The sequence below is a fragment of the Bacillus sp. EB V-12 genome, assembly GCF_056158125.1.
Genome location: NZ_JBUXJL010000007.1, coordinates 175,621 through 197,556, shown reverse-complemented (window position 1 = coordinate 197,556; position 21,936 = coordinate 175,621). Strand labels below are relative to the sequence as shown.

The following is a 21,936-nucleotide window of genomic DNA, read 5'->3' as shown; positions in this document are numbered from 1 at the left end:
TTGTTAACTACCTTTTTATTATCATTGTTGCTCGTTCTTTAATTTTGCATCTAGTACAAAAGTACCAAATGGGATAACTGATGAAACGAATGCTCCAAGTGCCCATAAAATTGATTTACGGTGTACGATTGTTACTTGAATTACTGCAAAGATGAATAGAATAAATAGAACACCATGAGCCATGCCTGTAATTTTAACAGCTGTTGCAAATCCTGCGAAATATTTCAATGGCATTGCTACAAATAATAGTAATAGGAAAGAAATACCTTCAACTAGTCCAATTGCTCTTAATCGTCCGATTGGTGTAGATAACATAAAGTAGCCTCCTTTAACGTATGCTTGTATATAGTAAATTTGTATTCTTTTTCAAAATAAAATAGTCTATTTTGTTTCATTATATACAAAAAGAAAGTTTACACTACGAGAATAGTGCAAAGTTCAAAATATAGTCACAAAAGCATGAGAATTTAAATAAAAACCTATTTGAAGTATTTGACTTCAAATAGGTTTTGTGAATGAAAATATTAAACAAGTACATCCGTTTTTAAAACGAATTTCTCTACAACTTTTGCAACACCATCGTTCATATTTGTATCTGTTACGTAGTTTGCAATTTCTTTAATATCATCAGGTGCATTTCCCATTGCAACGCCAAGACCAGCAAATTCAATCATTGCTTGGTCGTTATAGCTATCGCCCATTGCGATAACTTCTTCACGCTTAATGCCAAGCTTTTGAATCAGTTTGTTTAAGCTCGTTCCTTTTGTAACACCGGCTTCTGTAAATTCTAAGAAGAATGGTTTCGAACGCATCACGCTTAATTGGCCTTCTAGTTGTTTTTGTAGTTTCTTTTCAACTTCAACAAGGCGTTCAGCCTCTTTATTCATTAATACTTTTACTACAGGCTCTTTAACTGCGGCTTTAAAGTCATCTACTACAACAATTGGCATACCGGTAATATCGCCCTCAATTTCAGTATAAGGATTATTTTCTTCCGTTACGATATCATCGCCCATATAAGTATGAATCCATACATCTTCAGTTTGACTAATTTCAAATAGGTTGTGAACGATTTCAGGAGATAGCGTACTACTAAAGATTTCTTCGTTTGTTTTACAGTTAATAATTTTTGCACCATTAAAAGATAGAATGAAACTGCCGTATTCTTCTAAACGAAGTTCTTTGGCTACATTGCGCATACCAAACGTTGGACGTCCAGAAGCAAGTACAACCTTTACACCTTGCTCTTGTGCAGTCATTAACGCTTCTTTCGTACGAGGTGAAATAGTATGGTCATCACGTAATAAAGTATCATCTAAATCTAAAACAATCATTTTATAAGTCATATAGAAAATTCCTTTCTTTAATTGAAATCAAAATACATGTTCATGAAGATGTTGAGGAATAATAGTAAGACATCAAACCTCTTTGAAAAGAAGTAGATAAATTATTATGAGTTGTTACTCATAATATTGGTTAATAATCATTGGGGAAGAATAAAACCCCAATGATTAAAGTTTGATTTTATCGTAACAACTCTAAAGGTAGAGTGCAATAATGGAAGTTTTCCAATTTAAGATATTTGTTTTGCAACGGAACGAGAAAATAGTATTTCTAGCAAGATTGCCATTACAGATCCAAGAACGAGACCATTACTTAAAAACGATGCTAGAAATGGTGGAAGTGTGGAATATGCTCCTGCTGGAACAAACATAACTCCGACTCCTGTAAAGATTGAAAGACCGGCTACTTTAAATAATCGTTCTTTATCCTGGACAGTTTCGTATTCTCGAAAGGCGAGACCAATCATGCTTGCGAATACAGGATAAATAGCGGCATAACCAACTGCAACAGGGATTGCCGCAAAGAATGAAGTAATCTTTGGAAATATACTAACGACAATAATAAAGCTTGACCCTAATATAAACGGGAGACGTTTATAAATATTAGTCGTTGCAATAAAACCTGCTGATCCAGAAATAGCGACAGGCCCAATAGCTGAAAATAGGCCGCCTAGCAATTGGTTGATTCCTGTGATAATGCCAGCTTGTTTAAAACGATCTGATGCAGCGTTTTCTTCATATTTAGAGACAACCTTTTGTACAACGCGAATACTTGCTAACATATTTGTTAGAAGTAAGAGTGTAACGAAAATGACCGTAATTACCATGTTCCATTCAACACGAGGCATTCCGAAAACAAATAAGGATGGAAAACGGATTATGTCTGTCACTGGTGTTATTGGATTAGATAATCCGAAACATGCGAATAATATCCAGCCGCATACGATACTGAAAAGAACGGAATATTGTCCAATAATAGGTAGCTTCATGATGAAAAAGGATAGTAAAATAACAATGAGTGAAAGAATAAATACGTTAGGTTGTACTTCTGTATGTTTTCCATCAAGGCCAAACATTCCCTTTAAGAAGGAGCCACTAAGCTGCGCGACAAGAAGAAATAAATACGTTCCAATGACTGTCGGTGTAAAATAGCGAACGAGTTTATCAATAAGTCCAAAAACGCTAAGAATAATACAAATAATACCGCTTAATAAGAAAGCATATTGAAGAACTTTAAGTGTCTCATTGCTTGATCCAAATAGCACGACGCCTAAACTTGCGTAAAGGGAGAAAATTCCCCACCAAAGGCCAGCAGGACCTTCTTGAATAGGAAGTTTATGCCCAAATATAGCTTGCAAGAGACCAGCAAAACCTAGAACAAATAACGTTCTTTGTACGAATGCGATAGCTTCAGCACCATCAAGACCATAACTAGTTGCGACACTAATTGGTACAATAAGGCTTCCAGCTAAAATAAATAGTGCCCATTGTAAGGCGGAAAGAAATGTCTTCATTATATCAACCTCTTTCATAGATTCCGTATCTAGTATATACGTATTTTATTTCCACTGGCAAAGATTGTAGATAGAGAAAAGAGTTGAAACACGGTATGAATGCACGTAAGCAATTATGGATAGCAGTTATATGTATGACTTTTGTTGTAATTCTAGGAACGATAGGATTTATGACGATTGAAGAGATTAGTTTGTTTCAAGCATTTTGGATGACAATGATTACTGTATTGACTGTTGGATACGGAGATGCCGTTCCTGTAACGCAAGCGGGGAAAGTATTTGCGCTTCTTATTATTCCTGTTGGCGTAGGTATTGTTACGTATGCAATTGGGGTAGTGGCAGCTATGATTATTGAAGGGAATTTATTTCATGCAGTACGGAGGAAGAAGATGGATAAACAAATAGCGCAGTTGAAAAATCATATTATAGTATGTGGTTGCGGTAGAGTGGGGCTTCAAGTTGTACATGAATTGCAAGAAAAGAATATTCCATTTGTCGTTGTTGATAAAGATGAAAGTATATTGGAGCAGGAAAAGCTTTTATTTGTACATGGAGATGCAACGGAAGATCAAGTATTACATAATGCCGGAATTTTAAAAGCAGCTGGTTTAGTTGCTATTGTTGCAAATGATGCCGAAAATGTATTTATTACATTAACAGCAAGAGGGTTAAACGATACGATTAAAATTGTGGCGAGATCTGAAAAGCCAGAAACTGAAGAGAAATTAAGGCGTGCCGGTGCAAATAAGGTTATTAATCCATCTAGTATGGCAGGTATTCATATCGCAAAAGGTATTGCAAATCCATTAACCGTTCATTATATTGATACAGTGTTGTATGGAATAGAACAGTCATTTGTCATTGAAGAAATTCTAGTTGGAAAAGATTCAATATTAGTTGGTAAATCGTTACTAGAGAGTAATGTAAGGAATCAGTTTGATGTAACAATATTAGCGATTTCAAGAAATGGGGATATTATACATAATCCAGCAGGGCAGGAAAAATTGAAAGAACGTGATATGATAATAGTATTTGGTTCAGTAGAGAAATTGGGACAATTCGAGAAAGAATTACAAAGTACGAGGTGATAAGGAATGCAAATATCTAGCGGCAAGATTTTAAATAAAATGGCGAATGAAATTGCGAAGGCGAAAAGTAGTGAAGGACAAAAGTCAAAAGAACATTTATTAGTTGTGCGTGCTTTATGTGACTTATTATTAGATGAACAAGTTGAAACATCTACATATAGAGAACCGCAAATTCCATCGCAAGTAATTGAATCACAACCAGTAACAACTATGCAACCAATTGCACCTGTTTCTGGGGAGCCAGTATATATAAAAGAAAGTGATGCAAACGGTAACTCTTTATTTGATTTTTAGAAGATAAATCGTTTGGCTTATATGAAAAAATTGCTTATGATAAAGGTAAAAAAGGGGAATTAAGATGAAAATTTTCTTTTTACTAGGTTGTATTGCAGCGGGGCTATCTGTTGCGTTAGGGGCCTTTGGAGCACACGGTTTAGAAAATAAAATTTCTGCAAAAATGTTAGAAGTGTGGAAAACAGGCGTTACATATCAAATGTTTCATGCAGGTGGACTATTCGTAGTTGCTTTATTGATGGATAAGGTTCAATCATCACTTTTAACTACTGCTGGTTGGCTAATGGTAGCTGGAATTATTATGTTCTCAGGTAGTTTGTATGCATTAAGTACGACAGGTATTAAGTTCTTTGGTCCAATTACACCTCTTGGTGGTGTAGCGTTTATTGTGGCGTGGATTCTAGTAGGGACTGCAGTTGTAAAAGGATTATAAAAAACAAAAGCTGGCATTTGCCAGCTTTTTTTATGGTCTTGGAGTATAAGTTGCTTGTTGACTAGGTAAATACGTAATTTCTTCTGGAAATTCTACGTAATCTAAGTAAATCATTAGTAGTAAATAGCGTTTTCCTGATTGTGGTTCACTAATAACGATATGGTCACGGCCAGCTGCTTCAATAATACCTGTATAAGATTGTGTGCCAAGGGAACTGCCACGTTCATAGGTCATTACAACCGTAGCTTGCTTACCTTTGTTTAAACGAAGGATATTTTCAATATAGGATTGCTCTAGAGGTAACATGCCTTGAGAAATTGCATATTGAGCTTGCGCAGCTTGAGCTGTTTGTTGTTGCATCGCTTGCTGCTGTTGTTGAGTCATTTGTTGCGGTTGTACATAAGTTCCAGATGGTTGATAAAAACCTGTTCCATAGTACGGATTTTGTTGCTGTGCCATTCAAAAATCCCTCCTCATTTTTATTCCTTAATATACGCTAGGGCAGTCTCCAGCAGATGGCTGGAAGAAGCAGTGCTTTTTAAAGCGACCAGAGTTTTGTTGGTTATACCAAGTTGGTGGACATGCACCTTCAGGTCTAAAGAACCATAAGGCAAAGTTGGCAGGCCAAAAACGTTGCCCTTGAATGGTCCGTCTCGCTAGGGCAATATCTTGTTCGCGTGCCCGTTGATAAAAATATCCTTTTTGCGTTGCTTCAAAACCGCCGGGGTTTTGATAAACCATTTGACGTAAATTACGAATGCTTTTAAAGTCTAAACAATTTCCGCGGACACGATTTACCCCAACGTTTCCGACCATTAACATTCCTTGTTGCCCTTCTCCTTCGGCTTCAGCACGCATCAGTCTAGCCAACAACTTTACATCTTCTTCGTTATAAGCAATAACGCCCATTATGTGTCACCTCTCTTTTTGTAATACCTTTTGGAAAGAGGTTTATCCCGCATTAACAGGCAGTAAGACTCCTGCCCTAAAATTTGGTTGAAGTAAAGAAATTAGATGGGAGATCAAACTGCCCGTAAACGCCCGATTGGTTCAACTAATAATCAGCGGGGGATTCCCCCACTGATTAAAGTTTCACTTTATCTCTAGATGAAGTGTGTAACAATTACTAGTTCATACGTATGAGGAAAAGGACTCAGATATGACAACCAAACGAAGTTTTACATTGAGAGTGGAAAATAAAAAAAGCTAGCGTGAGCCAGCTTTTTTTATTAAAAAACTTTAGACCATAAGTTTGAGAAGAAATCACCAATAGAGCGCATTGTTAACACAAACCAATTTGCTTTTTCAACTTCCTCTGTCGTTTTTGCAGTAACTTTCATACTTTTACTACCGTCTAAGAAACCATATTTATCAGTTGATTCTAAAGTAATTGAGCCTACTTTGGTATCTTTCTTAATAGGAGCAACTAAATGTCCATCTTCAGAAAGAGATTTATCTAATTCAGTTCCAATTTTATAAGGCTCTTTGCTACCTTTTTTCGCAATTACTGTTATTTCTTTTTCGGGTGCAACAGTTACTTGGTCTTCTTTCCCTTTTACTACAGAGATTGTATTGTTTTTACTAACTTTTAGTTTTTGTTTTTCAAAGTTATTAAATCCATATTCGATTAATTCACGAGATTCCGTGAAACGTTCATCCATTGATTTTGTTTTAATAATAACCGAGATAAGACGTACATCACCACGTTTAGCAGTAATGGTAAATCCGTATCCAGCTGTATCAGAACTTCCGGTTTTTAAACCATCAGTACCTTCATAAGCGAAAGCAGCTCCTGGTAACATCCAATTCCAGTTTTCCATACGAATTGGTTTTGGGTGATTGTCTGGGAAGTTTCTAAATCTTTGTTTTGTATCCTCTAGCATTTCTGGATACTTTGTAATCATTGCTTTTGAAAGCATACCCATATCACGAGCTGACATAGAGTTTTCTGCATTTGGATCAGTACCCTCAGGATGTTTTCCTTTTAAGTCAGCGTTATTTAAGCCAGTAGCGTTTACAAATTTATATTTCTTTAATCCTAGCTTTTTAGCATGTTCATTTGCAAGATTTAAGAAGTTTTTCTCACTTCCTGCAAGAAGTTCTGCTAAAGCAATACTAGATCCATTTGCAGAGAATATAACAATAGAATGATATAATTCTTTTACAGTATATTGACGTCCTTTTTCGAACGGTACATTAGAGAATTCATTATTACGAGAGACTTCATAAGCGTAATCAGAAATATTTACTTTCGTATCCCATGTGATTTTTCCTTCTTTAATTGCTTCTAAAACAGCGTAAACAACAATTAATTTTGACATACTAGCAATAGCTAGCAATTCATCTGGATTTTGCTCGTGAAGTATTTTTCCTGTATCTGCATCAAATAAAAGTGCAGCCGCCGCCTCAATATGTATTTTTTCTTCCGCATGGGATGTTGTTACTCCTAAGGAAGAAATTGACAATACAAGCAATAGTAAAATAGACAAGATTTTTTTCATATAGATTATCACCTTCGCATCGTTATTTAGCATATAGCTCGTATCATTTTAGCATATCTTTACATATAAAAAGGTTACAATTTTACAAGAAATTTGAAAAAATGTTGGTTTTTCTTCAAAAGTGCAGAAAAAAGGAGATTTTTGAGGATAAATATAGAGAAGAATAAAAAAAGGAACGAATTTCGTTCCTTTTCACCATTTATATGTGTAAAAATTTCTCTACTTTTTCGTCTTGTAAAATGTTTCCAACGAAGAATGTTCCAAATTCACCATAACGAGCACTTACTTCATCGAAGCGCATTTCGTATATAAGTTTCTTAAATTGAAGAACATCGTCAGCGAATAATGTTACGCCCCATTCGAAATCGTCGAATCCAACAGATCCTGAAATCACTTGGCGTACTTTACCTGCGTATTGACGACCAATTTTACTATGGCTGTACATCATTTTTTTACGTTCTTCCATAGGAAGCATGTACCAGTTGTCATCACCTTGGCGACGCTTATCCATTGGATAGAAGCAAATATGATTTGCTTTCGGTAATTCAGGATATAAACGAGCTAAAATTTGCGGGTTTTGGTATGGATCCTCATCAGCTGGAAGGTAGTTGCTTAATTCAACAACAGATACGTAAGAATATGCAGGAACCATATATTCAGCTAAAGTTGTTTTATTCAATTCTGTCTCAATTTCATTTAACTCTTCCATTGTTGGACGTAAAATCATAAGCATAATATCAGCTTTTTGGCCAACAACTGTATACATTGCGTGACTACCTTTTTTCGCAGTAGCTACTTCGTTCCATTTTTCAACGACATTTAAAAATTCAGACACTGCTTGTCCGCGTTCGTCGCTAGATAATGTTTTCCATGCAGCCCAATCAATAGAACGTAAATCATGTAAACAATACCAGCCATCTAACGTTGTTGTTGCTTCACTCATTCTATTCACCTCAGTTAATGATAGTTTTACACGTTAACTATAGCATATATAGTTTTAAAATCATCTATATAAAACCTTGGCGCATAAAATTGTCACATTTAAGTGTTTAAGCAAGGTGAATTTAACGGCTGAATTTTATGAAAATATAATCATTTTTATTTTATCTATTTTTTGGGAGCTATAAGTTTAAAATATAGAAGAAAAGCAGTATTCTTAAAGATAGAGTTTTTTTAACATATGTAGGAGGGTTTATTCGTGAGCAACTTATTTACAACAGTAAAAGAAAAAGTTCAAGGAAAAGGCATTTCTATCGTACTTCCTGAAGGAACTGATGAAAGAATTTTAGGCGCTGCAGAGCGTTTAGCAAAAGAAGAGTTAGTAAAACCAATCTTAGTTGGTAATAAGGAAGAAATTAGCGCAAAAGCTGCTAGCATGAATTTAACATTAGCAGGCGTTGATATTTACGACCCAGCTACATACGAAGAAATGGATGCAATGGTAGCATCTTTCGTTGAACGCCGTAAAGGTAAAGCGACTGAAGAAGACGCTCGCAAAATCCTTAAAGACGAAAACTACTTCGGTACAATGCTTGTATACATGGGCAAAGCACACGGTTTAGTAAGTGGTGCAGCTCACTCTACAGCTGATACAGTTCGTCCAGCACTTCAAATTATTAAAACAAAACCAGGCGTTACAAAAACTTCTGGCGTATTCATCATGGTACGTGAAGAAGAGAAATATGTATTCGCTGATTGCGCAATTAACATTGCACCAAACAGCCAAGATTTAGCTGAAATCGGTATCGAAAGTGCGAAAACTGCTGAGTTATTCGGCATTGATCCACGTGTTGCTATGTTAAGCTTCTCTACAAAAGGTTCTGCGAAATCTCCAGAAACAGAAAAAGTTGTAGAAGCAACTCGCATTGCAAAAGAAATGGCTCCTGAGTTAACTTTAGATGGAGAATTCCAATTCGATGCTGCATTCGTACCATCTGTAGCTGAGAAAAAAGCTCCAGGTTCTACAATTAAAGGTGATGCTAACGTATTCGTATTCCCAAGCTTAGAAGCTGGCAATATCGGCTACAAAATCGCTCAACGTTTAGGTAACTTCGAAGCAGTAGGACCAATCTTACAAGGCTTAAACATGCCTGTAAATGATCTGTCTCGTGGATGTAACGAAGAAGAAGTGTACAAGTTAGCTTTAATTACAGCAGCTCAAGCACTTTAATTCTATAATGAATTGAAATAAAGACCGTCGCTATTATAGCGACGGTCTTTATTTTTCTAAGCCAAGTGCTTTATTATTACGATCAATAATACGTTGTAAATTCGTCTCATATAAAGGAATCTCGTCTATTGTTAATTGAGATGTTGTTAACTTTGGAGCGAATTGCTGCAATGTTTTTAAAAGACGCATCATTAAATCTTGTACTGTAATGGTTTCGCCAAGTAATTCTGAGAGTGAGGCCATCGTACTTGGTACAATTTCAGGGTACGTAAAGCGTGTTTCTTCCCCTTGAATTGCTAGGTTGTAGAAATCACGAACGAGTGCGGCACGCTCAGAGCCACTTCCGGTAGCACAGAGGTAAATTTGGACAGCGACACCCCCGCGAATACGACGTTGTGAAATACCAGCGAATTTTTGATCGCGAATACTTAAGTCATAACTACCAGGACAGTAAGAGCCAACAATTTCTTTTGCCTCGATAGTAACGTCGTAATCCTTTAACATCTCCTTAATCAAATGCCACATTGTATCGTATCCAAGATCGATATCGATACCTTTTTCTGTTTCTTGAAATAAAAGTGATACATTTAAAACACCTTCATCAAGCACGACCGCAAGCCCGCCAGAATTACGAACAATGACATTGAAGTTGTTTTGTTTTAAAAAAGAAATACCTTCTTCTAAATGCGGAAGGCGTGAATCTTGAATGCCAAGGACAATTGTATTGTGATGAACCCAAGAACGCATTGTTGCGGCTGACTTGCCATTTCCAATGCTTGTGCATAATGTGTCATCCATTGCGAATGACTGAAGTGCATGGAATGTTGGTCCTAAACTAGATTGATCTACAATGCGCCACTCTGGCTGAGATAAAATGGAACGGGAATTGCTCATATAACTAACCCCTTATCTTTAAAATGACAATCTCTATTATAGCAAAAAATGAAGAATGGAGTTTTCTCACATATAAAGGGGGAGCTTAGAGGTGAAATAATAAAAAGGATGCATTACATGCATCCTTCTTATTCTGCAATTTTTTCTAAATTACCGTTTCGGTCCATTCGGAAAGATGTTTGAGAACGTTCTTCGTCATCCATGACTGCCAATTTACGAGCACGGTTCATAATGTTCATAAGTGTTTCGTAATCTTCTTGTACAGTATGAGATTGCTTTTCTAATTTTTCTAGTTTCTTTTCTAGTTCCTCATTCCGAAGGATTTGTGCTTTAATTTCTTGTTTCAATCTCGTATTCTCGTTTTCAAGAGCTGTCACTTTTATATTTGAAGATCCGACTGTTTGTAAAAAATAAATAACATCTTGCATTGTCATAGAGCTTCTTGCAGCAGGAGCAGTAGATTCTTGATATGGAATAGCTTCTTTATATTGTACGATTGATTCTTCTTGTACTAATTCTTCATAATCAGTTATCGAATCTGAAGCTGGTGGTGTATAAAGTAAACGTTTTTTCGCTTGTTCACCGCTTGCAGCACGCATTTTATCTTTACGATGTTTTTTTGCTAGTTGAAGAGCTTGTTCATAGCTATAGCGAACAACGGCATTCCAGCGGAAACCACAAGCAGCAGATGTACGATTTAACTGATCCCCTACTTCCTCAAATGCATTTAATTGCGTACTTCCTTCTCTAACATGACGAAGTACCGTTTCAGCAAGTAATAAATCATCCTCATCTGTCCAAGCATCTTGTCTTACTTTCATAGATTCAACTCCCTTTCTTTTTATGAACTTCCTATTTTTATAATGGGCAAAAAAATAAACTTTTATACAAAGCTTTTAAAAATATGGTAGATTTCGATGAAAGGTAAAAATTTTCCCATGAATGGTGAGCGCTTCTGTAGGAGAGCATATAAATATGTAGCAATATGTAGAGAATAGGCTTTGTAGGGAAACTTGCAACGAGCTTCAAAGAGCGGTAAAATACCATTTAGTGTTTATTTTTAAATGTACTTGAGAAAAGTTTAAAATAGAGGAAGTGTTATATAATGGGAAACGAGTTTCGCGTGTGCGATGACTGTCAGGCAACGAACGTTAAAACGTTAGTTCCGAAGCTAAAAAAAGTAGATTCATGTGCAACGATTGAAGTTGGATGTCAGTCTTACTGTGGTCCTGGTCGTAAAAAATCATTCGCATTTGTAAATAACCGTCCAGTTGCGGCTCCAACAGAAGATGAGTTAATCGTGAAAATTGAAGCAAAGTTAAATAAGTAAGAAAAAGAAGAGTGAAAAGATTCCTCTTCTTTTTTTATGCCCATAAGAGGAATGGTTTATTCTGCGAAAGTAATCTTGTGTGGATGAACGTTTTCTAAAGGATGGACATAACTTTTGTATTAAAATTCCAATTTATATAAATTTATATTTCAAAATAATGGTTGACAGTCTTTTAAAGCGATAGGTAGAATAGAAGTGTCTGATTCTGAGAATCATTATCAGGGAAATAGCAATTCACCTAATTTTTTTATTACTATTTGAGAATAAATTTCATTTCAATAAATATATGTTGTTGGTTAGGATGGTTGAGGGATGGAAGCGAGCGCAAGCAGTATAGAACAGCAAGAAGAGAATGTTAAAGAGATTAAGAGCAGACCGCTCATCGCTTCTATTATTTTAGTAGCGGGTACAATTTTGTTAGCTTTAAGCATGGCAGTTTCTATTTCTTTTGGGGCTGCAGATATTAGTTTAAAGACTGTATGGCAAGCTGTATTTCAGTTTGATGGATCTATTACACATCATAACGTAATTCAAGAGCTTCGCATGCCTAGAGCAATAGGGGGCGTAGTTGCAGGTGCCTTTTTAGCGGTATCAGGAGCAATTATGCAAGGTATGACGCGAAATCCACTTGCTTCACCATCGTTAATGGGGATTACAGATGGAGCTGTATTTGGAATTGCAATTATGTATGCATTTTTCCCTAATTCACCTTATTTAATGTTTGTTATCGCATCTTTTATTGGAGCTGCGTTTGGTGCAAGCATTGTATATGGAATTGGATCTTCTTCACCAGGTGGATTAACACCTGTGAAATTAGCTTTAGCAGGTGCAGCTATTAGTGCTTTATTAGGGGCAATTTCATCTGGAATCGCATTGTATTTCAATCTTGCCCAAGAGGTGAGTATGTGGAATGCAGGCGGAGTCGCTGGAGTGAAATGGCAAAGTATTAATATGTTAGTGCCAATTGGCCTTGTTTGTCTTTTTATCGCAATTATGATGTCGAGATATATTACAATTTTGAGCTTCGGTGAAGAAATTGCAATTGGACTTGGTCAAAATACGACATTGATTAAATTTATCGGAACAGTACTTGTTCTTGTTTTAACGGGTTCCGCAGTTTCCATGGCAGGATCAGTTGGATTTGTTGGTCTTGTAATTCCGCATATGACTCGTTTCCTCGTAGGCTCGGACTATAGATGGGTTATTCCATGTTCTGCGGTCTTAGGTGGGCTGTTAATTGAATGTGCAGATATGTTATCTCGCGTTATTAACCCGCCATTTGAAACGCCAATTGGAGCAATTACAGCGCTAATTGGGGTTCCATTCTTCCTCTACTTAGCACGTAATGAAGGGAGAGGAAAGATGTGAGGACGAGTGTCTTAACAAAAAAGAACATTTCTATATTAACGATTTTAGTAGGACTAATCGTTTCTATATTTCTTATTAGTTTAAATACAGGAACTTTTAAAATCCCGCCAATGGACGTATTAAAGTCATTGGTTGGACTAGGGGCTGAAGATCAGTCTGTTATTTTATTTGAATTCCGTATGCCGCGTATGGTAATTGCTATACTAGTCGGATCTGCTTTAGCTATGTCAGGCGCGATTTTGCAAGGTTTATCACGAAATCCGCTTGCTGATCCAGGTATTATAGGTATTAATGCTGGAGCGGGATTAACAGTTGTTATATTCGTCTACTTCTTCTTCGGAAAAGTAGGGACTGGTACATTTTTATCTGTATTCATTCTTCCATTCTTCGCACTAGTTGGAGCGATATTAGCAGCGGTAATTATTTATTTACTAGCATGGAAAGACGGCGTTTCATCGACTCGATTAATACTAGTCGGTATTGCCGTTGCAGCTGGATTTGGAGCTGTTAGTTTAATTTTCTCTATGAAGATGACATCTAACGATTTTCGTTTTGCTACGATTTGGCTGGCGGGAAGTCTATGGGGGACAGATTGGAAATTCGTATTAAGTGTACTTCCATGGATGGTTATTTTCTTACCGCTTGCTATAAGTAAAGCACACATATTAAATGTAATGAACCTAGGCGATTCTACAGCAGTTGGCCTTGGTGTAAACGTAGAAAAAGAAAGACGTAAATTATTATTTATTGCAGTTTGTTTAGCAGGTGCATCTGTTGCTGTTGCCGGCGGAATTGGCTTTATCGGTTTAATGGCCCCGCATTTAGCAAGGCGCCTTGTTGGTGGTAAACATCAAATTATGTTGCCCACAGCTGCGCTAATAGGAACGTTTTTACTTTTATTCGCAGACGTAATTTCAAGAAGTGTACTAACAACTTCAGAAATACCAGTCGGTCTTGTTATTTCTGTAATTGGTGCACCGTATTTCATTTATTTACTTATGAGGACAAAATAAAGGGAGGCTTTTCGTATGGCAACTTTAGCGGTGGATGCGGTATCTGTTGGCTATAATGAAGGTTTAATTATTGATGGGTTAACAGTTGAAATTCCGGAAGGGAAAATTACAACAATTATTGGACCAAATGGTTGTGGGAAGTCCACATTATTAAAAACGGCGTCTCGTATTTTGAAGGCAAAGCAAGGTACTGTTTATCTTGACGGAAAAGCAATTGAGAAACAGCCAACGAAAGAAATTGCAAAGAAAATGGCGATTTTACCACAAACTGCAGAAGTGCCAACGGGTCTTACTGTATTTGAGCTTGTGTCATATGGAAGATTCCCTCATCAAAAAGGGTTTGGCACGTTGAAAGAAGAGGATTATCGCTACATTAACTGGGCACTTGAAGTGACAGGAATGAAAGAATTTGCGAATCGTCCAGCAGAAGCGCTATCAGGGGGTCAACGTCAACGTGTTTGGATTGCAATGGCTCTTGCACAAGGAACAGAATTACTTGTATTGGATGAACCAACGACGTACTTAGATATGGCTCATCAATTAGAAGTATTAAACTTATTGAAAAAGTTAAATGAAGAAGAAGGTAGAACGATTGTTATGGTTATCCATGACTTAAATCACGCTTCTCGTTTCTCAGATCATATGATTGCATTAAAAGCAGGTAAGTTAATGAAACAAGGAACGCCAGATGAAGTTATGACAAGTGAAACACTTCGTAACGTATTTGAGATTGAAGCTCAAATCGTTCCATGTCCAGTAAACTGTAAGCCAATTTGTTTAACATATGATTTAGCGATGATTAGTAATCAATTGCGTAAAAAAGCATAAGTAGAACCCCCTCGTGAAGAGGGGGACTTCTAATGGACGTTGAGCTTCTTATATAAGAATGGGAAGTTGAACGCCCGTTAGAATGGGTTATTAACAACAATTAATAAATATATATTAATTAATTGTTATCTTTGTTTCTTATAGTTCGTTGTAACTTATAAGATAAATACAGCTAGAAGGAGTGGGAACATGAAGAATTTTAAAATGGCACTATTAGCAATGGTACTAGTTGTGACTTCTGTACTATTTGCAGCCTGTTCTAACAAAGAAGAAGAAAAGAAAGCAGATGCAAAGACTGAAGAGCGCACTGTAAAACATGCAAAAGGGGAAATTAAAATTCCTGCAAACCCAAAGAAAATTGCTGACCTTAGTGGTTCAACAGAAGAATTATTAATTTTCGGTATGAAACCGGTTATTACTGCTAATACATCTCAAGAAAAAATTGATGCACATATTGAAAAGAAACTAAAAGACGTTAAACCAGTTGGTTCTGCTTGGGGCGATAAAATTAACATCGAAGCAGTAGCTGCTGCAAAACCAGATTTAATTCTTGTAAATAATCGTCAAGAAAAGATTTATGATCAATTATCTAAAATTGCACCAACAGTTATGTTAAATACTCCATTAGATCAATGGCGTCCAAAATTTGAAGAAGTAGGTCAAATCTTCGGTAAAGAAAAAGAAACAAAAGAATGGTTCAAAAAGTATGATGAAAAAGCAAGCAAATTACATGAAAAAATCGTTGCTAAAACTGGTGAAGCAACATTTATGAAAATGGCTGCATATCCAAATGCTTTCCGCGTATACGGTGACTACGGTTACGGTAGCGTAATCTTTAATGATTTAAAACTACCAGCAGTTAAAGGTACACCAACTGATAAACCGTTAGTACAAGTACAAAAAGAAGCTTTAATCGATTACAACCCAGATTACTTATTCGTGTTTACAACTGGTGACGGTTCTCAGCGCTTGAAAGAATTCCAAGAAGAATCAATTTGGAAAAACATGAACGCTGTTAAAAACAACCACGTATTTACAATTAAAAATGAAGACTTAAACAAAGGTTACTTCCCACTTGGGAAAGATATGATCTTAGACGAAGTTGCTGAATTCGTTTTAGGTAAATAATGTATAAAGGAAATCACTTTTACTTCGGTAAAGGTGATTTTTTCTTTTATAAAGGGAATTAATACAGTCTTTCATTTCTTTCTGTTTCTCATTTCGTTTATAATATAAAGTAAGAATGTAGTAAAGAAAGGGGGATGTCGGAAAGTGGTATATTTAAACGACAAACTCAGCGAAACAAAAGTGTTTAAAGACCCAGTACATAAATATGTGCACGTGCGTGATCGTGTTATTTGGGATTTAATCGGAACGAAAGAATTTCAACGCTTGCGCCGTATTAAGCAGCTTGGAACGACATTTTTTACATTTCACGGTGCAGAGCATAGTCGCTTTACTCATTCGTTAGGTGTATACGAAATTATTCGTCGTATGATTGATGATGTGTTTGATGGCAGACCAAATTGGAATGCTGAAGATAGATTGTTATGTTTATGTGCGGCATTACTTCATGATGTCGGCCACGGCCCATTTTCTCACTCGTTTGAAAAAGTATTTTCATTAGATCATGAGAAATTTACGCAAAAGATTATCGTTGGCGATACGGAGATTAATGATGTATTAAGTCGTGTTGATAAGGAGTTTCCACAAAAGGTAGCAGATGTAATTGCAAAAACGTCTACTAATAAATTAGCGATTAGTATGATTTCGAGTCAAATTGATGCGGATCGTATGGATTATTTATTAAGAGATGCTTATTTTACAGGCGTAAAGTACGGAAACTTCGATATGGAACGTATACTGCGTGTAATGCGTCCGTATGGGAATCAAGTAGTCATTAAAAATAGTGGTATGCATGCTGTTGAGCATTACATTATGAGTCGTTATCAAATGTATTGGCAAGTATATTTCCACCCGGTAACGCGAAGTGCAGAAGTTATTTTAACGAAGATTTTACACCGTGCGAAATCACTGCACGAGAAGTATTATACATTTAAAAATCATCCTGTTCATTTCTATTCTTTATTTGAAGAAGAAGTAACAGTAGAGGATTATTTAAAGTTAGACGAGAACGTTATGTATTACTACTTCCAAGTATGGCAGGAAGAAGAAGATCCAATTTTAAGCGATTTATGTCGCCGTTTTATGAATCGAAATCTATTTAAATATGTAGAGTTTACAGATAAACACGGTTTAGATAATTGGATGGAATTAAGTAGTTTATTTAAAAAGATTGGACTTGATCCGGAGTATTATTTAGTAGTTGATTCAACATCAGACTTACCGTATGACTTTTATCGTGCAGGAGAAGAAGAAGAGCGTCTACCAATCCTACTTCTTATGCCAAACGGAGAGCTTAGAGAGCTTTCACGTGAGTCGGATATTGTTGAGGCGATTACAGGTAAGAAAAGAACGGATCAAAAGCTATTCTATCCACATGATTTAATCTATGAAGATGGAAGAAAAGGAAAATATAAAGAGAGAATTATTGAGTTGTTAGAAGGAAAGAAATAAGAAGCAGCTAATGGCTGCTTCTTATGAAAAAACTTGAAATTATTTGTCGCTTAAGCGTTTTCCGCCAACTGCATAATGGTTTTTAGACATTTCTTCGATGAAAACAACGATGTTTTCTTCAGGAGCACCAGTTGTTTCGCTTACTGCTGCTGTTACTTTCTCAGCAAGAGCTTTCTTTTGTTCTTCTGTGCGTCCTTCTAGCATTTTCACTGTTACGTATGGCATGTACAATCGCTCCTTTTATGTAAGTTACACTCTTATTATAGCGGATTATGGGGAAGAACAATCGAAAAAACAAATAATTTCTTTTTTTGACATATGGAAGAGGAGATGAAGCATGGATCAGTTATTTAGATACCCGTTGCACCAAATTCCTTTGGTAGCAATGGCCATTATTATCGCATTATCAGTTCATGAATTTGCACATGCATATGTAGCATATAAATTTGGAGACGATACAGCAAAGAGACAAGGCCGTTTAACGTTATCACCGATGGCACACTTAGATCCTATAGGTTTGATTGCAGTATTAATTCTTGGATTCGGTTGGGCAAGACCGGTTCCTGTTAACCCATATAACTTTAAAAGACCGCGTCTTGCAGGTATATTAGTTTCAATTGCAGGGCCGATTAGTAACTTAATTTTAAGCGCAATTGGTTTAATTATTTGGTATAGCTTAGTAAAATTTGGTGTATTATACTCAATTCCATCTGCAGTAGCAGATACGTTAGCTCAATTTTTCCAGATTTTTATTATGCTGAATATCGTTTTACTTGTATTTAACTTATTACCGATCCCGCCACTTGATGGGTATCGAGTTGTGGAAGATTTAGCGCCAGCAAATATTCGCGCGAAAATGACACAGTATGAAAAATACGGGGCAATTGCGTTATTAATTCTCGTTATTACACCGCTTAGTAATTACACAATTCAACCTATTTTCCAGGTAGTTATTCCGCATGTATTTGTATTTTTAGATAGCATCATTGCGCCTATTTTTGGCCTTTTATAATTTTTAAGTGAGGAGGATTTTACATATGACAGAGAAAAAGAAAAAAATCGGTTTTAATATCGTGAAAAATGATTCAACAGATGGACATGGTGGATTTGGTGTTGGGGCATTAAGCTTAGAAAACATTTCACCTGTATTTGTTGATGTACTAGAGAAAACTGCATTCGTTGATATTGGTGCGATGCACGCGCGTAGTACAGTAGAAAAAGGTATTAAGTTTTTAACAAATAAAGATGAAGTTCCAAACGGAAAACCATTTTGGCTTGTTTGGGTAACGATTGAAAGAACTGCGACAGGTGCGTATTATGCAGGTGTAACAGCTTGTGAAATGACAGTAGACCGTGAAATTCGCCGCGGATATAAATCACTTCCAGAGCACGTAAATAAAATGGATAAATCATTGAAGCGTCACATTATGGTTGACCATATGGATGAATCATCTAAAAAGGTACTTGGTACGTTCTTGAAAGAACATAATGAAGCTATTTGGAACGAATCTAGTGAAGAATTGCGCCGTGCATTATTAAGTGAATAAAAAATAGCTGACGGATGCCCGTCAGCTATTTTTTTTACCAAGGAAGATATTTTTTCCACCAACTTGTTTTTTTCTTTTCTTCAGTCGTTTTTTCAAATTCTTCTTTATCATCGACGTGATCCATACAATATTCAGTCGGTTCGGTACCTTTAGCGAAATACATTTTCACAGAAATAGGACAATTTTTTGTAGCAATTTTACCGTTCTCTGGATTGATATTAACCGCTACGACGTCACTTGGTTGTTTAAATTCTTTTTTTGGTTGTCCCTCTAACCCTTTCTCCATCGTATCAGTCCATATTTTCTTCGCATATCCTTGTTCTGCTACGTTTGAAATAGATTTAGGTTGATCATATCCGACCCACACACCAGTTACGATTTGCGGAGTAAATCCGATCATCCAACTATCCGTTTCAGTAGAACCAGATTTGCCGGCATATGTTCTTGATAGTTTGGATAACATCGATTGACCAGTTACAGCAGCATAACTGCTTAGTTTCTTATTAAACATACCAGTCATCATTTCTTCCATTACAAACGCTTTGCTCTTGTCGAGAACTTGTTTACTCTCTAAATGAGCATCGTATAATATATTTCCTTCATGATCCATAATGCGGCGAATGAAAGTAGGTTTTACTTCTTTTCCACCATTTGCGAACATGCTATAAGCGTTAACCATTTCAATTGGTTTTACTGGTGATGTACCAAGAGCTAGAGAAGGCACATCTTTTAATGCACTTTTAATTCCAAATTGTTTCGCTGTTTTTGCAAGCGCGTCATCGCCTAAAAACAAATTCGTTTTCACAGCATAAATGTTATCAGAGACTGCGAGAGCTTGTGCCATCGTTACGAAATCATCTGCATAATAATCTTTATAGTTCTTCGGTTTATACTTTGAAACGCCGTCACCTAAGGTGAATACAGTATATTCGCTTTTTAAGCGCGTAGCAGGCGTGAATCCTCGTTCTAATGCCGCATAATATAGAAATGGCTTAAATGTAGAACCAGGCTGACGAATGGCTTGTGTAGCCCTGTTAAATTGACTCGTAGTATAATCAGTTCCACCAACAAGAGCAGCCACTTCACCTGTCTTTGGATTCATAGAGACGAGAGCAGTTTGTATGTTTGTTGTGTCAGGTATGTGATCTTTTACAGCTTGTTCTGCTACAGCTTGTAGTTTAGGGTCTAGCGTTGTATAAATTCGCAAGCCACCCCGTTGTAAAGCTTGTTCGTCTAATCCAACATCACGAAGGAGCGAAGCTTGTACAGCATCTTGGAAATATGGTGCGACCTCTGCTACTTTTTTCGTATCTAATGAGGCAAAAGTTAGTGGCTCTTTCTTCGCTAAGGCTGCTTGTTGCTTCGTAATATATCCTTGTTCTACCATTTCATCTAATATGAGAGCTTGTCGTCCTTTCGCACGATCCTCTTTCAAAAAGGGAGAATAGACACTTGGCCCTTTCGGGATACCTGCGAGCATACTAGCTTCTGCTAATGTTAACTCTTTTGCCGTTTTATCGAAATATAGACGGGATGCAGCTTCGATGCCATAAGCGCCATGTCCGTAATAAATTGTATTTAAATATCCTTCTAAAATATGATTTTTATTATAATTCACCTCAAGGCGAATTGTGTACATTGCTTCTAATAGTTTACGTTTCCACGTTTTATCATGATCTAAGTAAAGGTTACGAGCATACTGTTGTGTAATCGTACTAGCACCTTGGACTTTTGCCATCGCTTTTAAATCGGCAACAATGGCACCAGCAATACGTTTCATATCAAAGCCATGATGTTTGTAGAATCGTTGATCTTCAATAGATAGTGTCGCCTCTTTTACATAAGGTGAAATTTCATTAAGAGATACATTGTAACGTTTTTGCATTTCATTACTTTGTCCTATAACAGTGTCATCATTTGCGTAAAAGACGCTTGTTTGCGGGACCGCAACAGGAGGAGGTCCCATAATTTTTGCAACTATAATAATAACAAAAAAAGAAAAAATGAAGAAAAGGACGCAAGAAAACATTGCGGTGAAGAAAAGACGTTTATATTTTTTAAGTTTTGGATTCATAGTTTGATCCATCTTTTTTCAGCCCCTCATTAATACAAGCGTTATTGTATTAGTATTGAGGGTTTTCATTTATTTTAAACAATGAAATTTCGAAAATAAAAAAGCCCCTTCCATTAAGAAAGGAGCTCAAAGGCACGTGCTGGCCAATCGGTAATGATGACATCTACACCATAATCAATCATAGTTTGTAAATCTTTGTATTCATTAATTGTATATGGACGGAAAACATACCCTTGCTCTTGTGCTGACTGCACAAATTCTTTCGTTAATAACTGGAAGTTTGGATGTAATCCATTTGCTTCTCTATGTTTTGCTTCGGCAATTGGATCAGAAAGTGGTGTATCATATAAAATTGCTCTTGGGATTTCAGGAGCAATTTCTGCTAATAATGAAACAGAGTCATGGTTAAATGATGAAAATACAATTTGATTAGAAAGATGATATTCACGCACAAGTGCAACAGCTTTTTCCTCAATATTTGGGTAATGAATAACATCTGTCTTTAATTCAATATTTAGTTGTAAGTTCGTTGTGGAAAGCCAAATGAAAACCTCACGCAACGTTGGGATTTTTGCTTCATGGAAAGAAGGGTCTTTATAGCTACCAGCGTCCAATGATTGTAGTTCCTCTACCGTTTTTTCCGAAACAAGTCCAACGCCATTTGTTGTACGATTGACGGTTTCATCGTGAATTACGACAAGTTCACCATCTTTTGATAAGTGGACATCGAGTTCAATTCCGTGAGCGCCAATGCGTTCTGCTTCTTGGAAGGCAATCATCGTATTTTCGGGATGTGTTCCTTTTACTCCGCGGTGAGCGAAAATAAGTGGTTTACTCATGTGAAATTCTCCTTATTATCTCTTTTCTTTCATTATGAAACTGCTTTAGGAAAAATACAATTGAATATGACAAACATTTACAAAAGTCTAACAGTTGCACAAAAGTTAACGTTAACGTAAAAT

24 protein-coding genes are annotated in these 21,936 nt (G+C 36.4%); 12 read left to right on the top strand and 12 right to left on the bottom strand.

The genetic code is table 11. From position 1 onward, the window contains the following. Nucleotides 1-21: 21 nt before the first annotated feature. The 3 genes from ACZDYH_RS21320 to ACZDYH_RS21310 form a co-directional block, all read right to left on the bottom strand. Nucleotides 22-315, bottom strand: a complete 294-nt coding sequence (locus ACZDYH_RS21320; RefSeq protein WP_000953396.1) for a DUF3817 domain-containing protein — start codon at nucleotides 313-315, stop codon at nucleotides 22-24. 209 nt (nucleotides 316-524) lie between these two features. Continuing rightward, entirely contained in the window at nucleotides 525-1,346 is an 822-nt protein-coding gene (locus ACZDYH_RS21315) for a Cof-type HAD-IIB family hydrolase (protein ID WP_000221395.1), read from the bottom strand. A 227-nt stretch (nucleotides 1,347-1,573) separates the two neighbouring features. Further along, complete coding sequence (locus ACZDYH_RS21310; protein ID WP_000847035.1) at nucleotides 1,574-2,857, bottom strand: purine/pyrimidine permease; 1,284 nt, start codon at nucleotides 2,855-2,857, stop codon at nucleotides 1,574-1,576. Nucleotides 2,858-2,952: 95 nt separating this feature from the next. Between ACZDYH_RS21310 and ACZDYH_RS21305 the strand changes: the two genes are divergently transcribed. The 3 genes from ACZDYH_RS21305 (at nucleotide 2,953) to ACZDYH_RS21295 (ending at nucleotide 4,672) form a co-directional block, all read left to right on the top strand. After that, the gene (locus ACZDYH_RS21305; protein WP_000993980.1) at nucleotides 2,953-3,945 is read left to right on the top strand and encodes a potassium channel family protein; all 993 of its coding nucleotides are present in this window, start codon (nucleotides 2,953-2,955) and stop codon (nucleotides 3,943-3,945) included. Nucleotides 3,946-3,951: 6 nt separating this feature from the next. After that, on the top strand, nucleotides 3,952-4,239 hold the full coding sequence (locus ACZDYH_RS21300) for a YwdI family protein (RefSeq protein ID WP_025709656.1): 288 nt from the start codon (nucleotides 3,952-3,954) through the stop codon (nucleotides 4,237-4,239). Between the two features lie 64 nt (nucleotides 4,240-4,303). After that, nucleotides 4,304-4,672 carry a DUF423 domain-containing protein gene (locus tag ACZDYH_RS21295; RefSeq protein ID WP_000688315.1) on the top strand — a complete coding sequence of 123 codons (369 nt, stop codon included), beginning with the start codon at nucleotides 4,304-4,306 and terminating at the stop codon, nucleotides 4,670-4,672. A gap of 30 nt (nucleotides 4,673-4,702) precedes the next feature. Here the strand turns inward: ACZDYH_RS21295 and gerQ are convergent, their stop codons facing one another. The 4 genes from gerQ to hemQ all read right to left on the bottom strand — a co-directional run bounded on the left by gerQ (nucleotide 4,703) and on the right by hemQ (nucleotide 8,116). Beyond that, complete coding sequence (gene gerQ / locus ACZDYH_RS21290; protein ID WP_000068652.1) at nucleotides 4,703-5,131, bottom strand: spore coat protein GerQ; 429 nt, start codon at nucleotides 5,129-5,131, stop codon at nucleotides 4,703-4,705. Nucleotides 5,132-5,158: 27 nt separating this feature from the next. Then, complete coding sequence (gene cwlJ, locus ACZDYH_RS21285; protein ID WP_000538167.1) at nucleotides 5,159-5,581, bottom strand: cell wall hydrolase CwlJ; 423 nt, start codon at nucleotides 5,579-5,581, stop codon at nucleotides 5,159-5,161. Between the two features lie 320 nt (nucleotides 5,582-5,901). Further along, on the bottom strand, nucleotides 5,902-7,173 hold the full coding sequence (locus ACZDYH_RS21280) for a serine hydrolase (RefSeq protein WP_025709658.1): 1,272 nt from the start codon (nucleotides 7,171-7,173) through the stop codon (nucleotides 5,902-5,904). Between the two features lie 199 nt (nucleotides 7,174-7,372). Then, the gene (hemQ, locus tag ACZDYH_RS21275) at nucleotides 7,373-8,116 is read right to left on the bottom strand and encodes a hydrogen peroxide-dependent heme synthase (protein ID WP_001287598.1); all 744 of its coding nucleotides are present in this window, start codon (nucleotides 8,114-8,116) and stop codon (nucleotides 7,373-7,375) included. A gap of 255 nt (nucleotides 8,117-8,371) precedes the next feature. On the opposite strand from hemQ, the gene pta reads away from it, so the two are divergent. Next, a complete protein-coding gene (gene pta / locus ACZDYH_RS21270; RefSeq protein ID WP_000067215.1) occupies nucleotides 8,372-9,343 on the top strand; it encodes a phosphate acetyltransferase in 972 nt (323 codons plus the stop codon). A gap of 48 nt (nucleotides 9,344-9,391) precedes the next feature. On the opposite strand, the gene lipL is transcribed toward pta, so the two are convergent. Then, nucleotides 9,392-10,237 carry an octanoyl-[GcvH]:protein N-octanoyltransferase gene (lipL, locus tag ACZDYH_RS21265; RefSeq protein ID WP_000071951.1) on the bottom strand — a complete coding sequence of 282 codons (846 nt, stop codon included), beginning with the start codon at nucleotides 10,235-10,237 and terminating at the stop codon, nucleotides 9,392-9,394. Nucleotides 10,238-10,365: 128 nt separating this feature from the next. Further along, the gene (locus ACZDYH_RS21260) at nucleotides 10,366-11,058 is read right to left on the bottom strand and encodes an RsfA family transcriptional regulator (protein WP_000868358.1); all 693 of its coding nucleotides are present in this window, start codon (nucleotides 11,056-11,058) and stop codon (nucleotides 10,366-10,368) included. Nucleotides 11,059-11,342: 284 nt separating this feature from the next. Here ACZDYH_RS21260 and ACZDYH_RS21255 point away from each other — a divergent pair, with 284 nt between their 5' ends. The 6 genes from ACZDYH_RS21255 to ACZDYH_RS21230 all read left to right on the top strand — a co-directional run bounded on the left by ACZDYH_RS21255 (nucleotide 11,343) and on the right by ACZDYH_RS21230 (nucleotide 17,353). After that, the gene (locus ACZDYH_RS21255) at nucleotides 11,343-11,567 is read left to right on the top strand and encodes a YuzB family protein (RefSeq protein WP_000526079.1); all 225 of its coding nucleotides are present in this window, start codon (nucleotides 11,343-11,345) and stop codon (nucleotides 11,565-11,567) included. A gap of 312 nt (nucleotides 11,568-11,879) precedes the next feature. Further along, the gene (locus ACZDYH_RS21250) at nucleotides 11,880-12,935 is read left to right on the top strand and encodes a FecCD family ABC transporter permease (RefSeq protein WP_000388294.1); all 1,056 of its coding nucleotides are present in this window, start codon (nucleotides 11,880-11,882) and stop codon (nucleotides 12,933-12,935) included. Then, on the top strand, nucleotides 12,932-13,948 hold the full coding sequence (locus ACZDYH_RS21245) for a FecCD family ABC transporter permease (protein ID WP_001260757.1): 1,017 nt from the start codon (nucleotides 12,932-12,934) through the stop codon (nucleotides 13,946-13,948). Before ACZDYH_RS21250 ends, ACZDYH_RS21245 begins: the two co-directional genes overlap by 4 nt. Before the next feature lie 15 nt (nucleotides 13,949-13,963). After that, nucleotides 13,964-14,776, top strand: coding sequence for an ABC transporter ATP-binding protein (locus ACZDYH_RS21240; protein WP_000212068.1), 813 nt, complete (start codon nucleotides 13,964-13,966; stop codon nucleotides 14,774-14,776). A 189-nt stretch (nucleotides 14,777-14,965) separates the two neighbouring features. Next, the gene (locus ACZDYH_RS21235) at nucleotides 14,966-15,904 is read left to right on the top strand and encodes an ABC transporter substrate-binding protein (RefSeq protein ID WP_100616794.1); all 939 of its coding nucleotides are present in this window, start codon (nucleotides 14,966-14,968) and stop codon (nucleotides 15,902-15,904) included. Nucleotides 15,905-16,048: 144 nt separating this feature from the next. Next, the gene (locus ACZDYH_RS21230) at nucleotides 16,049-17,353 is read left to right on the top strand and encodes an HD domain-containing protein (protein WP_000262730.1); all 1,305 of its coding nucleotides are present in this window, start codon (nucleotides 16,049-16,051) and stop codon (nucleotides 17,351-17,353) included. Nucleotides 17,354-17,392: 39 nt separating this feature from the next. On the opposite strand, the gene ACZDYH_RS21225 is transcribed toward ACZDYH_RS21230, so the two are convergent. Beyond that, entirely contained in the window at nucleotides 17,393-17,578 is a 186-nt protein-coding gene (locus ACZDYH_RS21225) for a 2-hydroxymuconate tautomerase (protein WP_001147171.1), read from the bottom strand. Between the two features lie 112 nt (nucleotides 17,579-17,690). Here ACZDYH_RS21225 and ACZDYH_RS21220 point away from each other — a divergent pair, with 112 nt between their 5' ends. Both ACZDYH_RS21220 and ACZDYH_RS21215 read left to right on the top strand, forming a co-directional pair. Further along, nucleotides 17,691-18,365, top strand: a complete 675-nt coding sequence (locus ACZDYH_RS21220; RefSeq protein ID WP_000372455.1) for a site-2 protease family protein — start codon at nucleotides 17,691-17,693, stop codon at nucleotides 18,363-18,365. A gap of 25 nt (nucleotides 18,366-18,390) precedes the next feature. Continuing rightward, nucleotides 18,391-18,900, top strand: a complete 510-nt coding sequence (locus ACZDYH_RS21215) for a YwhD family protein (RefSeq protein ID WP_000136678.1) — start codon at nucleotides 18,391-18,393, stop codon at nucleotides 18,898-18,900. 34 nt (nucleotides 18,901-18,934) lie between these two features. Here ACZDYH_RS21215 and ACZDYH_RS21210 read toward each other — a convergent pair whose 3' ends face one another. Beyond that, nucleotides 18,935-20,986 (bottom strand): transglycosylase domain-containing protein, encoded by a 2,052-nt coding sequence (locus tag ACZDYH_RS21210; RefSeq protein WP_434713190.1) that lies wholly within the window; start codon nucleotides 20,984-20,986, stop codon nucleotides 18,935-18,937. Nucleotides 20,987-21,087: 101 nt separating this feature from the next. Next, nucleotides 21,088-21,813, bottom strand: coding sequence for a glycerophosphodiester phosphodiesterase (locus ACZDYH_RS21205; RefSeq protein WP_049106877.1), 726 nt, complete (start codon nucleotides 21,811-21,813; stop codon nucleotides 21,088-21,090). Nucleotides 21,814-21,936 lie beyond the last annotated feature (123 nt).

What these genes read in the sequence shown, in the direction of transcription:
- ACZDYH_RS21235 (WP_100616794.1), top strand. Translation starts at nt 14,966, where the DNA reads ATGAAGAATTTTAAAATGGCACTATTAGCAATGGTACTAGTTGTGACT.
- ACZDYH_RS21210 (WP_434713190.1), bottom strand. Translation starts at nt 20,986, where the DNA reads ATGGATCAAACTATGAATCCAAAACTTAAAAAATATAAACGTCTTTTC.
- lipL (WP_000071951.1), bottom strand. Translation starts at nt 10,237, where the DNA reads ATGAGCAATTCCCGTTCCATTTTATCTCAGCCAGAGTGGCGCATTGTA.
- ACZDYH_RS21220 (WP_000372455.1), top strand. Translation starts at nt 17,691, where the DNA reads ATGGATCAGTTATTTAGATACCCGTTGCACCAAATTCCTTTGGTAGCA.
- gerQ (WP_000068652.1), bottom strand. Translation starts at nt 5,131, where the DNA reads ATGGCACAGCAACAAAATCCGTACTATGGAACAGGTTTTTATCAACCA.
- ACZDYH_RS21205 (WP_049106877.1), bottom strand. Translation starts at nt 21,813, where the DNA reads ATGAGTAAACCACTTATTTTCGCTCACCGCGGAGTAAAAGGAACACAT.
- ACZDYH_RS21305 (WP_000993980.1), top strand. Translation starts at nt 2,953, where the DNA reads ATGAATGCACGTAAGCAATTATGGATAGCAGTTATATGTATGACTTTT.
- ACZDYH_RS21255 (WP_000526079.1), top strand. Translation starts at nt 11,343, where the DNA reads ATGGGAAACGAGTTTCGCGTGTGCGATGACTGTCAGGCAACGAACGTT.
- ACZDYH_RS21300 (WP_025709656.1), top strand. Translation starts at nt 3,952, where the DNA reads ATGCAAATATCTAGCGGCAAGATTTTAAATAAAATGGCGAATGAAATT.
- ACZDYH_RS21250 (WP_000388294.1), top strand. Translation starts at nt 11,880, where the DNA reads ATGGAAGCGAGCGCAAGCAGTATAGAACAGCAAGAAGAGAATGTTAAA.
- ACZDYH_RS21320 (WP_000953396.1), bottom strand. Translation starts at nt 315, where the DNA reads ATGTTATCTACACCAATCGGACGATTAAGAGCAATTGGACTAGTTGAA.
- ACZDYH_RS21310 (WP_000847035.1), bottom strand. Translation starts at nt 2,857, where the DNA reads ATGAAGACATTTCTTTCCGCCTTACAATGGGCACTATTTATTTTAGCT.
- ACZDYH_RS21240 (WP_000212068.1), top strand. Translation starts at nt 13,964, where the DNA reads ATGGCAACTTTAGCGGTGGATGCGGTATCTGTTGGCTATAATGAAGGT.
- ACZDYH_RS21315 (WP_000221395.1), bottom strand. Translation starts at nt 1,346, where the DNA reads ATGACTTATAAAATGATTGTTTTAGATTTAGATGATACTTTATTACGT.
- hemQ (WP_001287598.1), bottom strand. Translation starts at nt 8,116, where the DNA reads ATGAGTGAAGCAACAACAACGTTAGATGGCTGGTATTGTTTACATGAT.
- cwlJ (WP_000538167.1), bottom strand. Translation starts at nt 5,581, where the DNA reads ATGGGCGTTATTGCTTATAACGAAGAAGATGTAAAGTTGTTGGCTAGA.
- ACZDYH_RS21225 (WP_001147171.1), bottom strand. Translation starts at nt 17,578, where the DNA reads ATGCCATACGTAACAGTGAAAATGCTAGAAGGACGCACAGAAGAACAA.
- ACZDYH_RS21260 (WP_000868358.1), bottom strand. Translation starts at nt 11,058, where the DNA reads ATGAAAGTAAGACAAGATGCTTGGACAGATGAGGATGATTTATTACTT.
- ACZDYH_RS21280 (WP_025709658.1), bottom strand. Translation starts at nt 7,173, where the DNA reads ATGAAAAAAATCTTGTCTATTTTACTATTGCTTGTATTGTCAATTTCT.
- ACZDYH_RS21215 (WP_000136678.1), top strand. Translation starts at nt 18,391, where the DNA reads ATGACAGAGAAAAAGAAAAAAATCGGTTTTAATATCGTGAAAAATGAT.
- ACZDYH_RS21295 (WP_000688315.1), top strand. Translation starts at nt 4,304, where the DNA reads ATGAAAATTTTCTTTTTACTAGGTTGTATTGCAGCGGGGCTATCTGTT.